This window comes from Coleofasciculus sp. F4-SAH-05 (assembly GCF_040222985.1).
Lineage (GTDB): Bacteria > Cyanobacteriota > Cyanobacteriia > Cyanobacteriales > Coleofasciculaceae > Coleofasciculus > Coleofasciculus chthonoplastes.
On sequence record NZ_JAVKBY010000131.1, the window covers coordinates 19,507 to 32,983 of the forward strand.

Annotated in this window: 14 protein-coding genes and 2 pseudogenes; 11 read left to right on the forward strand and 5 right to left on the reverse strand. The window is 45.3% G+C overall.

All coding sequences use genetic code 11. From position 1 onward, the window contains the following. Positions 1–33: 33 nt before the first annotated feature. Together RIG27_RS16115 and RIG27_RS16120 are read left to right on the forward strand one after the other, a co-directional pair. A complete protein-coding gene (locus tag RIG27_RS16115) occupies positions 34–636 on the forward strand; it encodes a rhomboid family intramembrane serine protease (protein ID WP_446346767.1) in 603 nt (200 codons plus the stop codon). Between the two features lie 359 nt (positions 637–995). Then, entirely contained in the window at positions 996–1,244 is a 249-nt protein-coding gene (locus RIG27_RS16120) for a TIGR02450 family Trp-rich protein (RefSeq protein ID WP_446346410.1), read from the forward strand. Positions 1,245–1,260: 16 nt separating this feature from the next. Here RIG27_RS16120 and RIG27_RS16125 read toward each other — a convergent pair whose 3' ends face one another. Beyond that, entirely contained in the window at positions 1,261–1,509 is a 249-nt protein-coding gene (locus RIG27_RS16125) for a GUN4 domain-containing protein (RefSeq protein WP_446346786.1), read from the reverse strand. A gap of 257 nt (positions 1,510–1,766) precedes the next feature. Here RIG27_RS16125 and RIG27_RS16130 point away from each other — a divergent pair, with 257 nt between their 5' ends. Continuing rightward, on the forward strand, positions 1,767–2,117 hold the full coding sequence (locus RIG27_RS16130) for a hypothetical protein (RefSeq protein WP_446346414.1): 351 nt from the start codon (positions 1,767–1,769) through the stop codon (positions 2,115–2,117). Between the two features lie 130 nt (positions 2,118–2,247). Beyond that, a pseudogene (locus tag RIG27_RS16135) lies at positions 2,248–2,772 on the forward strand (SDR family oxidoreductase); the annotation flags it as partial. A 353-nt stretch (positions 2,773–3,125) separates the two neighbouring features. On the opposite strand, the gene RIG27_RS16140 reads toward RIG27_RS16135, so the two are convergent. Continuing rightward, a complete protein-coding gene (locus RIG27_RS16140) occupies positions 3,126–3,656 on the reverse strand; it encodes a PEP-CTERM sorting domain-containing protein (RefSeq protein WP_446346770.1) in 531 nt (176 codons plus the stop codon). A gap of 377 nt (positions 3,657–4,033) precedes the next feature. After that, positions 4,034–4,339 (reverse strand): annotated as a pseudogene (locus tag RIG27_RS16145) (GNAT family N-acetyltransferase); the annotation flags it as partial. Between the two features lie 107 nt (positions 4,340–4,446). Between RIG27_RS16145 and RIG27_RS16150 the strand changes: the two are divergent. Both RIG27_RS16150 and RIG27_RS16155 read left to right on the forward strand, forming a co-directional pair. After that, a complete protein-coding gene (locus RIG27_RS16150) occupies positions 4,447–5,598 on the forward strand; it encodes a UDP-sulfoquinovose synthase (RefSeq protein ID WP_446346772.1) in 1,152 nt (383 codons plus the stop codon). 369 nt (positions 5,599–5,967) lie between these two features. Then, positions 5,968–7,101, forward strand: a complete 1,134-nt coding sequence (locus RIG27_RS16155) for a glycosyltransferase family 4 protein (RefSeq protein ID WP_446346774.1) — start codon at positions 5,968–5,970, stop codon at positions 7,099–7,101. A 268-nt stretch (positions 7,102–7,369) separates the two neighbouring features. Here RIG27_RS16155 and RIG27_RS16160 read toward each other — a convergent pair whose 3' ends face one another. After that, entirely contained in the window at positions 7,370–7,600 is a 231-nt protein-coding gene (locus RIG27_RS16160; protein ID WP_446346776.1) for a UPF0175 family protein, read from the reverse strand. 211 nt (positions 7,601–7,811) lie between these two features. Between RIG27_RS16160 and RIG27_RS16165 the strand changes: the two genes are divergently transcribed. Together RIG27_RS16165 and RIG27_RS16170 are read left to right on the forward strand one after the other, a co-directional pair. Next, positions 7,812–9,686, forward strand: coding sequence for a tetratricopeptide repeat protein (locus RIG27_RS16165; RefSeq protein WP_446346778.1), 1,875 nt, complete (start codon positions 7,812–7,814; stop codon positions 9,684–9,686). Positions 9,687–9,845: 159 nt separating this feature from the next. Then, positions 9,846–10,253: a pre-16S rRNA-processing nuclease YqgF gene (locus tag RIG27_RS16170; protein ID WP_446346780.1), complete on the forward strand. Its 408-nt coding sequence runs from the start codon at positions 9,846–9,848 to the stop codon at positions 10,251–10,253. A 472-nt stretch (positions 10,254–10,725) separates the two neighbouring features. On the opposite strand, the gene RIG27_RS16175 is transcribed toward RIG27_RS16170, so the two are convergent. After that, on the reverse strand, positions 10,726–10,989 hold the full coding sequence (locus tag RIG27_RS16175; RefSeq protein ID WP_006104974.1) for a DUF3146 family protein: 264 nt from the start codon (positions 10,987–10,989) through the stop codon (positions 10,726–10,728). Positions 10,990–11,206: 217 nt separating this feature from the next. Here RIG27_RS16175 and RIG27_RS16180 point away from each other — a divergent pair, with 217 nt between their 5' ends. From RIG27_RS16180 to RIG27_RS16190, 3 genes are all read left to right on the forward strand, one after another. Then, positions 11,207–11,500, forward strand: a complete 294-nt coding sequence (locus RIG27_RS16180) for a hypothetical protein (RefSeq protein ID WP_446346664.1) — start codon at positions 11,207–11,209, stop codon at positions 11,498–11,500. Positions 11,501–11,616: 116 nt separating this feature from the next. Further along, on the forward strand, positions 11,617–13,110 hold the full coding sequence (locus RIG27_RS16185) for a CIA30 family protein (RefSeq protein ID WP_446346788.1): 1,494 nt from the start codon (positions 11,617–11,619) through the stop codon (positions 13,108–13,110). Positions 13,111–13,208: 98 nt separating this feature from the next. After that, positions 13,209–13,424, forward strand: coding sequence for an EF-hand domain-containing protein (locus RIG27_RS16190; RefSeq protein WP_446346782.1), 216 nt, complete (start codon positions 13,209–13,211; stop codon positions 13,422–13,424). The last annotated feature ends 53 nt before the right edge of the window (positions 13,425–13,477 follow it).

Here is a 13,477-nt window from a genome sequence, read left to right on the forward strand (position 1 = left end):
ACTACTCAACAATCTATCTCAGAGGGTCAAGCCATGAGTAACCGGGAAACCCGAAAACTTGTCCGTCAACAAACCCAAGCCCTTGCCCGTGAAGTCAAAACCCAGGCTACCATTTTAGGCGGACTCATCGCGGTGATGTGGGGTTTAGAACTTATTGATTTAGTTATTTTCCAAGGCGCACTCGACAGCTATGGTATTTTACCCCGGACAATTATTGGGTTAAGGGGTATTCTATTTGCCCCATTTCTCCATGGTGGTTTACCTCACCTAATTGCCAATACTATCCCCTTCCTCACCCTCGGCTGGTTTGTCATGTTACAAGAAACCAGCGACTTTTTTATTGTCACCGGCATCACCATGGTTGTCAGTGGTTTAGGGGTATGGCTAATTGGTTCTCCTGGTGTTCACATTGGCGCTAGCGGTGTAGTCTTTGGTTATCTCGGTTTTCTGCTATTGCGCGGTTATTTTCAACGCAATGTTCCCTCTATTTTACTTTCACTTCTCGTGGGATTTCTCTATGGCGGCGCAATTTGGGGTGTTTTACCAACGGTTCCTGGTGTATCCTGGGAGGGGCATTTATTTGGCTTTATTGGTGGAATTATTGCAGCACGCCTGTTGTCTCAGCGTAAGGGATGAGGGATGAGGAATGAGAAATGAGGGAGATGGAGAAGATGGGGGAGATGGTTGAGTTAATTTAACACTTGATCGGGGTGGGTTTAGTTACATTTGGATCAAAATGAAAAGATAGTAGTAAAATCCGCCCCTACAGATCACGGGTTTAGGTAAAATGTCACTGACTGGTGTGCTGGTGGTCCCTGGCGAAGTCGAAACCCACCCTACGGTATATCAAAGGTTTCGGCGATACAAAAATGCTTATTTCAGTGACATTTATTTAAACCTTAATGTCAAAAATGGCAAAACCTTTGTAATGCGAGCATCTTGCTCGCTACCCATTCTCAATTTAAAGGCATAACAGCTTACGTTCCCAATTATTAATGGCAAAACAAAAATTTCCCTATCTGGTTGGTTCTAAATGGACAGCTACGCAACAAACCTGGGGTTGGCGACATTTTCAAGTGGTCAACCGCAAAAATCAGGGTCAATGGGTTTTTGCTGAAATGGTGGCATCTTGTGATCCTACGGTTCGCTTTTGGTTGAATGCTAAACAGCTTAAAGACCGCGCTCTCTGGCAACCGGGGTGGCAGTCTTTACAAGAAATGAATTCTAGTGATCAGGATAGTTAATCAAGCAGCATAGAGATTATTGTAAAGGGTGACAAGTTTCCCAACGCTCCAACAGTAAACGCCAACCTACACTGGCAAAACGCGCCAACCAATACATCCAAAATGTGGTTGGTACTAACCAAGTAATGGGTAAATGTCCAATTGGTGCATCATCTGTAAAAATGACATCATTACAGCCGATCCATTTTTTACCCCTACGCCAACCAACCCGTTCAGACAACGCCGCGTAATCTTTATTAACCTCTACATAAATTTGGTTTGACAGAACTTATTATGCTAAACTATCAGTTGAATAGCCAAAAAGCAAACTGTATCTGATATCGACTTAGCTCGAATGGCACGCTCCTTAAGCATTATGAGATCGCCAAAACCTTTTGATATACCTTAGGGTGGGTTTCGACTTCGGAAAGACCCACCGTTTCGACTTCGCAAGAACCCACCAGCATACCATTCTGTGATATTCGACATCCTCAAACTTCATTCAAAGGCTTGATTATGAAAATTAATTTGTCACGATTGATCATGCTACTGGCTTTTGTAATTTTTCCGTTGAGTTGCGCCGCTTCTAGCAGTAGTAGAGTCTGTCAATATAATCCTGAGTCTGGCAAACCCAATCCTTTGGGCATGAGGTCATATATTACCATTACAGAAGACGAGGGAAGCACAATTGTTACTTATGAACAGTTTCCCTCAATTGTGGATGAAAATATTACCCTGACAACCAAACGGGAACTCACGTTTCATGATACCCCCTTGGACACAGCGCGGGTTATTCTCCTGCAAAACAAAAATTACTATTCTGAGTTAGTTGGGTATGATGACCCCGAAGGATTTGCCCCTGTTAATGAAGTACTAACCTGTGAGTCAAAGTGATGGGAGGTTACATTTGAATATCTAAAGGAAAAATGAGCGTAGTCTAAGGCTTTAATTGTAGGGGGGGCAGGTTTAGCCACTGTAGGGGCGGGTTTAGCCACTAAATCTTGCTTGTTACCAATAGCTGAACAACAGTTTAAACCCACCCTATCGGGAAACTGATTCGGTTTCGCCAATTAGTTATTATGGAGAGCAAAAAGTTAGGGCTGAAAATCTGATGTTAAGCCGTTATCCTCAGACAGCCATTTGCCGAATGCCGTTAATGTTTGGTCAGGCGACACCAACAGCGACTAGCTTTATTCAGCCCTTTATAGAAATTTTACAAGCGGGAGAGGAGTTAAAATTATTTGTTGATGAATTTCGCACGCCTGTGAGTGGAAACACCGCCGCTAGAGGGTTATTGTTAGCCCTCGATAAGGTTCAAGGCTACCTGCATCTGGGCGGGAAAGAGCGGATATCACGCTATGAATTTGGTCGTCTCCTGGTGGATGTGTTACAATTACCCAAAGCAGGATTAAACTATTGTCAGCAAGCCGAGATAAAAATGGCAGCGCCAAGACCTCCAGATGTTTCCTTGGATAGTTCCAAGGCGTTTGCGTTAGGATATAATCCTTTATCCTTGCCAGAAGAATTAGAGGCATTGCGGGGGGAGTAGGCAAACCTCAGTAGAACTATCTAATTTGTATGTGACGTCCTCCTACACCGACCCTACGGGTACGGTTGTAGGCTTCCTTTGGGGTTCCGTTTCAGAACGACGCTTCCGGCGTTTTATAGTGCGGCGTTTTATAGTGGGGAATACGCAAGAGCCCACTTCTTGCTTATCGCCAGAGAATTAATATTAGCTGACAACAAGCAAGTTGTCAATAATAAACTGGCGATTCATCCCACGCTCAATCGAAGATTAGAGCGTGGGATGAATCGCCGGATAAGCTAAATAGACTGTAGAGGCGCAAGTTTGCGCCCCTAGCGATGCCCCAAATAAAACTCAAAAACTATAGATTAGGATTACTAGTTAACTTTATTCTTCTTTCTCGAATTCTCTTGCTTGAGTACGAATCCAAAGCCTAATGCGGCGGCTGAACCCATGAGTGTCAGGGGTTCAGGAACAGAGACAAGTTTAGTTACTTTGTAGGATACAGAGTCAGTTAAATCTCCATTTGCCAAAGTGGCTTGTCCACTTACCATACCACCAATTTCCTGGGGCAGTGGCGGTAGGGCAAATAGAGTGAGACTCTCAGAAGAAGTGCTGAACAGAATATTGGTTTGGGCGCCATCAGTGACAAATTCCCCTTGATTAAATCGGAGACTCCCCAACTTTAGAGCAACGGATTCAATTACATCCATTGAATCGTTCGTGGTGAAGGAACCTGCAGCTACATTTATTGTTGTTGAACCACCCAATATTCCTGCTTCAACTTCTATACCATTGATTTGTAGATCATATTTCATTGAAGCGGCTGTAGCGGGTGAGACATTAGCTAGGCTGACGGTAGCAGCGGTGGTAGTAACCGTCAAGGCCGCAAGTGAGGTAAATTTCATAAATTTTGTCATGGAATCACACCGTATGAAGTAGGACAGTTGTCACTATTAATTAAACGACTAGCTAGATAGATTCAACATCTATCTTCAGGAGTATAGCCACTTAGTTACTGTAGCTACTTATATTGGGTAAGTCAATCGAATTTGTTATGTTTTCCTGAAAATAATAATAATTGTTACATAACAATCGAATTGTTGAGATTTTGTCAGAAAAGAGAATCTCCCGTACCTCGTGGAATTATAAAAAAATATTATGAGGACTTGTTTCATGGCTACCATTCATTATACCACCGGTAAATAACTGGAAATACTTCGGGCGTTTAGCCCTCGTATTTCCCGCTCTTCCCCTACGGCTTACCTTCACTTCGTGAAGGTTGAAGCCGTAGCCCCTCGCGATTTAGGTGGCTGGCTTGGTGAATCAGATGTTGCGTCAGCAACGTTCCCAAACCGCGATCGCGCCGTCGTCGGGCGACAACCAAACTGCCCAACTCTTGGGCGTCAGCAAACTGGCGCAACTGTCCACAAGCCACCACCTGTCCCTGACATTCAATCACCCAGAATTGCTGCCATCGTAACTGAGTCGGATCAAGTTTTGCCCCCAGTACCAATCGGAAAATCGCGCCCCGATCCCCAGAATAGGCGCGTCGGAGGGTACAGTTGGCGGGTAGAGAAGGTTGAGTCATGAGCCTGTAGGATGATTTATGGTGCGATCGCTGATTTTAATGGTTCGAGAGTACCCGAAACCTGATACATTTACCGAGTATCGGCAAGCACAATTTATGGATCGACTATGAAAGTCTTGGTTATTGGTGGCGATGGTTATTGTGGGTGGGCAACCGCCCTGCATCTATCCAAAAAAGGATATGACGTCGGGATTATAGATAGCCTGGTGCGCCGTCACTGGGATATGACACTAGGTGTAGAAACACTGACGCCAATTGCACCGATTCAACAACGTATCCAGCGTTGGCAGGATTTGACAGGTAAATCCATTGACTTGTTCGTCGGGGATATTACCGACTACGATTTCCTGATTAAATCCTTACATCAGTTTGAACCGGAGGCAATTGTTCACTTTGGCGAACAACGATCTGCCCCCTTCTCGATGATTGACCGCGAACACGCGGTACTGACTCAGGTGAATAATGTCGTAGGGACATTAAATATTCTCTACGCCATGCGACAAGACTTCCCTGATTGCCATTTGGTCAAACTGGGGACGATGGGTGAATACGGCACGCCGAATATCGATATCGAAGAAGGCTATATCACCATCGAGCATAATGGGCGCAAAGATACCTTACCCTATCCCAAACAACCTGGTAGCTTCTACCACCTCAGCAAAGTCCACGATAGCCATAATATCCACTTTGCTTGCAAGATTTGGGGACTCCGGGCAACAGATCTGAATCAAGGCGTTGTTTATGGTGTCTTAACCGAAGAAACCGGAATGGATGAGATGCTGATTAATCGCCTCGACTACGATGGCGTTTTCGGTACTGCCTTAAACCGTTTCTGTATCCAGGCGGCGGTGGGTCATCCCTTAACGGTCTATGGTAAAGGGGGACAAACCCGGGGCTTCTTAGATATTCGGGATACCGTGCGCTGTGTCGAACTCGCGATCGCGAATCCGGCTGATCCGGGTCAATTCCGCGTATTTAACCAGTTCACGGAAATGTTCAGCGTGGGTGACTTAGCCGTGATGGTGAAAAATGCTGGAACCCATTTGGATATCGATGTGGACATTAAGCACCTGGATAACCCACGAGTTGAGTTAGAACAGCATTATTTCTACGCCAAAAATACTTGCCTGTTAAGTTTAGGACTCCAACCCCATTACCTCTCTGATTCCCTGATCGATTCCTTACTTAACTTTGCCAGCAAGTACAAGCACCGTGTAGATGAAAAACAAATCTTACCCAAGGTGTCTTGGCGGCGCTAACCCTATCGACTATCGGTTCAGGATTTCAAAACTATAGTAGAAAAGACATAAAACATCAAAAAAATGGGGTTTTCGGTGGTTGATGTTCCTGTTTTTTCAACCCAACTCAGTCTAGAGGCGTTCATCATAATTACTGAACCGATAGTTTCAGTCAGAGGAACTAAAAACTATGGGTTTCCTCCCACTCCTCTGCTAGGTTCCGATAGCTTGTCATCACTATGATAAGTAGTCGGACAAAAGCAAACGGCACGCTCACGCTTGTTTGGTAAATAGTCCTCAAACCCTGACAAAGGAAAAATGACAAAGGACAAATGACAAAGGACAAATGACAACCGTTTACAATACTACTCCGCACACAGTCACAGGATTATGCGAATTGCCTTATTCACTGAAACCTTTTTGCCCAAAGTTGATGGGATTGTCACGCGATTACGGCACACGGTTGACCATTTACAACGCAATGGCGACCAGGTTCTAGTTATTTGTCCTGATGGGGGACTTACAGAACACAAAGGTGCCAATATTTATGGCGTTTCCGGGTTTCCATTACCTCTATATCCCGAACTGAAACTGGCATTACCTCGACCCGCGATTGGCATGGCGTTAGCTGAATTTAAACCGGATTTAATTCATGTGGTGAATCCGGCAGTATTAGGGTTAGCGGGACTCTATTATGCGAAGGCGATGCAAATCCCCTTAGTTGCCTCGTATCACACTCATTTACCCCAATATCTTCAGCATTATGGGTTAGGAATGTTAGAACCTGTGATGTGGGAATTAATTAAGGCAAATCATAACCAAGCCCAACTTAATTTATGTACCTCGACGGCGATGGTGGAGGAATTGAGAGGGCACGGGATTGAACGCTTGGATTTGTGGCAACGGGGGGTGGATACGGAGACATTCCGTCCCAGTTTGGCGTCAACCGAGATGCGATCGCACTTGTCCCAAGGACACCCGGAAAGTCCCTTGCTGCTTTATGTGGGGCGTTTGTCGGCGGAAAAGGAGATTGATCGGATTAAACCTGTTCTGGAATCGATTCCCGGTGCGCGTTTGGCGTTGGTGGGAGATGGACCTCATCGCAGCGCCTTGGAAAAACATTTTGCCGGAACTCCCACCCATTTTGTTGGGTATCTGACAGGTGAACCGTTAGGTTCTGCCTTTGCGTCGGCGGATGCGTTTATTTTCCCCTCCCGTACCGAAACCTTGGGATTAGTGTTACTCGAAGCGATGGCGGCGGGGTGCCCAGTTGTAGCAGCGCGTTCCGGGGGGATTCCAGATATCGTCACTGATGGGGTGAACGGCTACCTATTTAATCCCAGGGATGAACAAGGCGCGATCGCGGCGACTCAACGTCTGTTCCAGGAACGAACCGAACGGGAAACCTTACGCGAAAACGCTAGGGCGGAAGCGGAGCGCTGGAGTTGGTCAGCCGCAACCCGTCAGTTACAACAGTATTATCAGGGCGTGGTGCTGTCGCGATCGCTCTTAAGAGCGGCTTGATTAGGGCACGATAATATCGTGCCCCTACCGTATCAATATCAATTAGGGGCATCCGTGTCAAATCAAACTCCATTCACCCCCATCACCCTGGTTAGTTATGGGATTCCTCGTCAGATAGCGCGACAGTTAATTAATCGCGACAGATGTTAATCAAACACCGAATCAAAGATTACGGTGTAGGAGTATGTCACATTCAGGGAATGTAGGGGCGACCCGCTTGCATCACTGAACAACTCAAATCCACTCAATTGGTTCGGGTCGCCCTATATTAAACCTTTTTGGTTTCCCCAACCATCTTGTAGAGACGTTGCATTTTAGTCTCTACAATCTCGCCAAATATGTTCATGTTGCAAAAGTCAGCCGCTTTGCCCAGATATAGCCGACGTAACTCGAACAGTTTAACGGCGAGCAAGAAGATTAGTTCAGCTTCTAAGGCTTGGGGTGATTTACCAGACGTAATCAGTACGTCGTCGGGATAGGGGAGAGACAGGGTACGCATGGTTGTCTCTGGGGTTAAAAGGCGTGTGGCGTAAGCTGTGGCTTGTTGGGTTTCACTGTATCATTTCTAGAGTTGATTGTAGTTTCCATCATGTCTTCTGAACCAAGTTGCTTTTTGCCAGGTCGCAAGATTACTCTTTGTCCTATAAGCCAAGAATTCTGCACGATGGCTAAGTCTAGGATATTAACGTAGGTTCTGAGAACAAAAAACGATGACAGACTCTTTACCATTACGCGATCGCTGTTTTCAACTGATTGACGAAATTGTCGCCGCGACGCTGAAAGGAAAAATCCGCTCCAAGCGACAGGTTTACCAAAAGCTGGCGTCAGGTGTCAGCAGTGGAACCGGGGAAATGTTTGAACGCTGTCTGGATGAACGTCAGAGCAGCACTCAGGAGGAAATCGATAATCCGGCGAGTGAACTCAAACAGGCTAAAGCGATACGGGCGCAGAGGGCGCTGAATATGATTAGCAGCGAATGGGAACGGGTACAGCAGGAAAATCAGGTGTCTGAGGCGATCGCAACCGCCACACAAGAGATTACCAAAGCTGACCAGAGTGAACGGTTGAGCGCTTGGCTACGGGCGATTGATCCAAATCGAGAACCTGTCCTTAATCTATCTCAGTTAGCTCAATTAGCCCAAACCCTTCATCAAGAAGCATCCACCAGTTCCGACTCCGATCGCGCTACGGAACTTGAACAGCTAGCCCAAGGAATTACTGGGGGATTAGCCGCTTGGGGGAATTTGGAAAACGATTTAGTAAGCTGGATATACGAGCAAAGCCAGGGTTCCTTGGGATTTGAAGAACTCACTGAACAACGAGGACCTTGGGGACTCTGGGCAAAAAAGGTGAATCGTCCTCTACCTAAGTCATTGTTCCAAGCGCTGGCGTATAATCAACCTCTCGATAAATGGATTGTCCAACAGCCAACGTTAGAACTGGATGCTTGGGTGGAATTAACCTTTGTTCTGCAATGGTTACAACGTCGGTTAGTTAAGTGGTTTGATCAACGAGTCTATAACTCCAAAATGGGGGCTAGACTCTCGATTTCCACCTTTATCGTATTTGCGGTAATCTGGTCACAACTTGCCTTGGCTTTAAATCAAGCAACAGTTCCTCAACGGGAACGTTTAGTAGATAGTTGTTTTCAGGCGACGCTGCAAATTCTCCGCACCTTTACCCAACGGGAATATTTTCCCCTGTATGGTGGTGTTTTTGCCTCCTTAAGTGGGAATTATCTGCGGAATGCCATGGATTACCTGGATGAACCCTTGCGGCGTGTCGAGGGAACTGAAGAGAAAGCCCGAATTCTCACCTTATTAGGCTATTCCCAACGGGCGCAAGGTCGATATGATCGGGCAATACAATTCCATGAGCAAGCCTTAGAGATTGCCCGTTTAGCTAGCGATCGCGTCTGTGAGATTGCCAATTACAATCACTTAAGCCGAATCTGTGTGGCACAGAGAAATTATGCCGAGGCGATTAATTATAGTCAACGGGCATTAATCTTAGCACGGCAAGCCGGGGATAAATTAGGTGAAGCCAACGCCTTAGCGAATTTAGGTTATAGTGAGGTGTTTCAAGCCCAACAGCAAGCCCTTGATCCCGATGTTTACGAAAGCGCCATCATGTACCTGCAACAAGGGCGGCAATTATTAGAAAAATTAGGCGATCGCCAAAGTCAAGCCCTATGTTTATGTAGTTTAGGAATTGCTTATGTGGTTGTGCAAAACCCCCAAGAAGCGATTACCTATTTAGAACAAGGGTGGCAAGCCGCACAATTTTCTGGAGATTTATATTTGCAGGGACTCAACTTAGCGTACTTGGCGCAAGCCTACTATCAGTTGCAAAACTGGAGTAAAACGATTTACACAGGTAGCTTGGGCGGATATTTATTAGAGCAAATTGGCACAGAAGACTGGCGCAAAGCCGTGGGATTACTGACGATTTTGCAAGGGCAATTGGGAGGAGAAGTATTCCAAGAAGTCCTACAGCAGCAACGGTCAAAAATTATTCCCTTAATTGGGGTAGATGGATATGATTACCTGCCAGAATTATTGGAAAAATATCGAAAGTCGATGTAATTCGTCATTGGTCATTCGTCATTGGTCATACTCATGACTCTCCCAGCCACCCATCATGTCATCACCCAATCATGTCATTCTGAGTGGAGCGAAGCGTAATGAAGAATCTATCCAGATGCTGATGTCAAGTCTAAAATAGGAGAATAGATAGTTTTAATTATGATATTAGGGTTTGACCCAGGACGAGATAAATGTGGTTTAGCCGTAAAAGGGAAAGACCAAAAAATTTCCTATCATCAAGTGATACCATCAGACCAGGCGATCGCCACTATTAAAAAACTATCTCAGCAGTTTCCCATTGAGACAATTGTTATGGGGAACCAAACCACCTCGAAGCAATGGCAAGGGAAAATTCGTGAAGCCATTTCTGCCACTGTACCCATCGTCTTAGTCGATGAACGCTATAGTACATTAGAAGCTCGCGATCGCTACTGGCAAATGTACCCCCCCAAAGGACTCAAACGCCTAATTCCCCAAGGGATGCGCCAGCCACCTCGACCGATTGATGATATTGTTGCTATCTTGTTGATTGAGCGTTATTTGACACTCCTCAGCCTGAAGGCGTGAGTAGCGCTTCTTTCATCGAGCGCTCTTACTATGAAACAGGGGTCTTATTTCATACCAGAGGAGCATCTCTCCAGAAGCGTTTTGCTCCATTACAGAAGCTAGTTTCGATATGCCCTATCGTAAAGCTTGAAAACAAGAAATAATGTGTTTTGGGCGTGCTTGTTGCTTAGACTTTTTACCTGTACAAGCACGGACTGTACAGAACCCTCTAAGGCTAGTTTTCAAGGTGCGATGCCTCTCGGACCCAAGGTTTTTATAGAGGTTTAATACCCTTTCCTCGAAGCTAATTTTAACACAAAGTCGTCCTATAAGGACGAGGCTTTAGACCCAATTTTTCGGTAAACAGTCAAAATTAAACGTCAAAACTTTTGATATACCGTAGCCTAGTAGCCTAGTAGGGTGGGCATTGCCCACCAGCCTTAAGTTAGTGCTGATACCCAATCCACTTGTGTTACCCCCTTTATCCCAACATTTAAAGTTCCGCCCGAATGGTAAACGCATAATCTCCTCCTGGTTCCAACTGGTAATCGCAACGCTCTAAAAATCGACCCAGTGGTTCTTGGATTAAAGCACGTCCCAAAGCAGGTCTAACGACCAACTGACCTTGGCGAAAACGCCATTGAAACTGCCACTCATAAGCCGCCGCTTGAACATCTCCTTCAATTTTGCCCTGTTGCCACGAGTGCTGGGTAATCCGAACGTAGGCAGTGGTTTCCGGTAAATTCTTAGAACTCACAGCTAAACCTATTCAGCTTAAACATTATTCTGGATGTAGCTTAGGGCGCACAAGTCCAGATTCGAGCATTTTATACTAAACTACCGGAAAATCCGTGATTGTCAACTCTGGAACTGATACCGTGACTGATAAGTATTTCGAGAAGCTCAATACCAAGTATCCATCCCAGCACAGTAAACGATATGGCTGGCTGGGAGAGAAGTGAGTACAATAAACGATGAATCCTCAAACTATTGATAACCATGGGTCAATCTCAGCAAGAAAAGTTATGCCAAAAACTCAACCCCCCGTCAAACTCCGCTTGTGGACGATTGAAGAGTACCATCGAATGGCTGAAGTGGGCATTTTGCAGCCCGATGAATCGGTTGAATTAATTGCAGGACAGATTATTAATGCCCAATCGGGAATTGCTGACTATTGGGTACTTAATCTTAAAAATCGACAATTGCACGTTTTTCGTCAACAGACTCCAGACGGTTATCAAAGTGAAGTAATTCTGGCAGAAGAATAGTTCCCCCTACACCTAATCTAGGTTGCACCACAAGACGATCCGCTATAGCGATCGCGGATTCATCCCCGTTGCCAAATTCGGTACACTGAAAAAAACAAATAGTATAGGAGGGGATGATGACTGAGAATAATCGCTCCCAATGGGATGCTGGTCGATTTGTCAAAACATTAGCCTATTTTGAGGTTATCCCTTTTATTAGTTGTTTAAAACGCTTATTTTCAGGTAACACAAAATATCATAAATCAAACCAAAGTAGAGGAAAACGATTGGGTAAGATACTGGTAGCGGGTGCAACGGGTGGCGTTGGCAAGCGAGTCGTGCGGCGTCTGAGAGAACGGGATTATCCGGTACGCGCATTAGTTAGAGATACTCAGCGTGGGCGGGAAATGCTGGGAAATGAGGTGGAACTATTTGAAGCCGATATCACTATCCCAGAAACCTTAACCCCTGCCATGATGGACGGTATCTCCGCCGTTATTTGCTGCACAGGTGTGCGGGTGCAACCTGTGGAAGGAGATACGCCAACCCGGGAAAAATATTATCAAGGCATCAAATTTTATATGCCAGAAGTGGTTGATAGTCCTGAAATTGTAGACTATCAAGGGATTAAGAATTTAGTCCAAGTTGCGGCACATCATCTAGAACTGGGAAACCAACTCATTTTTGATTTCAAACATCCCTCAGATGACGTGAAAGAAACCTGGGGGGCTGTAGATGATGTCGTTATGGGGGGTGTGAGTGAAAGCTCAATTCGACTGATTGATCAGGCAGCATTATTCAGTGGAACAGTATCGACAAAAAACTCTGGTGGTTTTGTTTCCGTTCGCACCCGTAACTTCGATTCACCTTTAAATTTAGCTGGATATGAAGGGATGGAACTTCGGGTTAAAGGCGATGGACAACGGTATAAGTTTATCCTGCGAACTGAATCAAGATGGGATGGGATTTCCTATTGCTATTCCTTTGATACAGAAAAAGATACCTGGATTGATGTTCGGGTTCCTTTTGAGGCGCTGATTCCTGTCTTTCGTGCCAAAACGCTCCCCGATGCTGAACCCTTTGATCCGAGTCATATTTACGCCGTGCAATTGATGCTGAGTAAGTTTGAGTATGATGGTGCACTGAATCCTAACTTTGAACCCGGAACGTTTTCCTTACAAGTGAAAACAATCAAGGCATACAACGGTTCAACATTACCCCAATTTATTATGATTAGTTCTGCTGGCGTCACCCGTCCAGGGCGTCCCGGAATTAACTTAGAAGAAGAAGTGCAAATCGTGCGAATGAATGACCAATTAGGCGGAATTCTCACCTGGAAGCTACGGGGAGAGGATGCGGTGCGGGAAAGTGGTATTCCCTATACGATTATCCGTCCCTGTGCTTTGACTGAAGAACCCGGCGGTAAAGGTTTAGCCTTTGAGCAAGGCGATAATATTCGAGGAAAAGTCAGTCGCGAAGATGTTGCTGAACTTTGCCTTCAGGCGCTAGAACAACCCCAGGCTTGTCATGTCACCTTTGAAGTGAAAGAAGCCCAAACAGGTTCTCCAAATTGGTATCATTTGTTTTCTTCCCTAAATTCGGATGACACAGACTTTTCTGAATCAACTTGACGGATGACCCGTTTTATAGTTTTTTAGAAGGAAAATGAAATTAAATTTGGGAACTTGCTTTAAAATTGGCAGAAATGAATAAACAAAACGCAAAGAAAATGAACGAAGCTGAAGTTGAAAGACTTTGGCAAGCCTTCAGAGTTTTCGATGAAGATGGCAGTGGTGAAATTTCTGCTGACGAGTTAGGTGCCGTCATGCGATCGCTGGGTCAAAATCCCACAGACGCCCAATTGTATGACATGATGCAAGAGGTGGACGTAGACGGTTCCGGTGCCATCGACTTTGAACGAAAGTTTAGCGCAGTCCCTATCTAGAATCTTTGATTTAGATGGAGTTAGCGAAACAAAATAGCTTGTTAAGTACCCAA

Coding starts and splice junctions, on each gene's coding strand:
- RIG27_RS16115 (WP_446346767.1), top strand. CDS start 34: ATGAGTAACCGGGAAACCCGAAAACTTGTCCGTCAACAAACCCAAGCC.
- RIG27_RS16120 (WP_446346410.1), top strand. CDS start 996: ATGGCAAAACAAAAATTTCCCTATCTGGTTGGTTCTAAATGGACAGCT.
- RIG27_RS16130 (WP_446346414.1), top strand. CDS start 1,767: ATGCTACTGGCTTTTGTAATTTTTCCGTTGAGTTGCGCCGCTTCTAGC.
- RIG27_RS16140 (WP_446346770.1), bottom strand. CDS start 3,656: ATGAAATTTACCTCACTTGCGGCCTTGACGGTTACTACCACCGCTGCT.
- RIG27_RS16150 (WP_446346772.1), top strand. CDS start 4,447: ATGAAAGTCTTGGTTATTGGTGGCGATGGTTATTGTGGGTGGGCAACC.
- RIG27_RS16155 (WP_446346774.1), top strand. CDS start 5,968: ATGCGAATTGCCTTATTCACTGAAACCTTTTTGCCCAAAGTTGATGGG.
- RIG27_RS16160 (WP_446346776.1), bottom strand. CDS start 7,600: ATGCGTACCCTGTCTCTCCCCTATCCCGACGACGTACTGATTACGTCT.
- RIG27_RS16165 (WP_446346778.1), top strand. CDS start 7,812: ATGACAGACTCTTTACCATTACGCGATCGCTGTTTTCAACTGATTGAC.
- RIG27_RS16170 (WP_446346780.1), top strand. CDS start 9,846: ATGATATTAGGGTTTGACCCAGGACGAGATAAATGTGGTTTAGCCGTA.
- RIG27_RS16180 (WP_446346664.1), top strand. CDS start 11,207: ATGAATCCTCAAACTATTGATAACCATGGGTCAATCTCAGCAAGAAAA.
- RIG27_RS16185 (WP_446346788.1), top strand. CDS start 11,617: ATGACTGAGAATAATCGCTCCCAATGGGATGCTGGTCGATTTGTCAAA.
- RIG27_RS16190 (WP_446346782.1), top strand. CDS start 13,209: ATGAACGAAGCTGAAGTTGAAAGACTTTGGCAAGCCTTCAGAGTTTTC.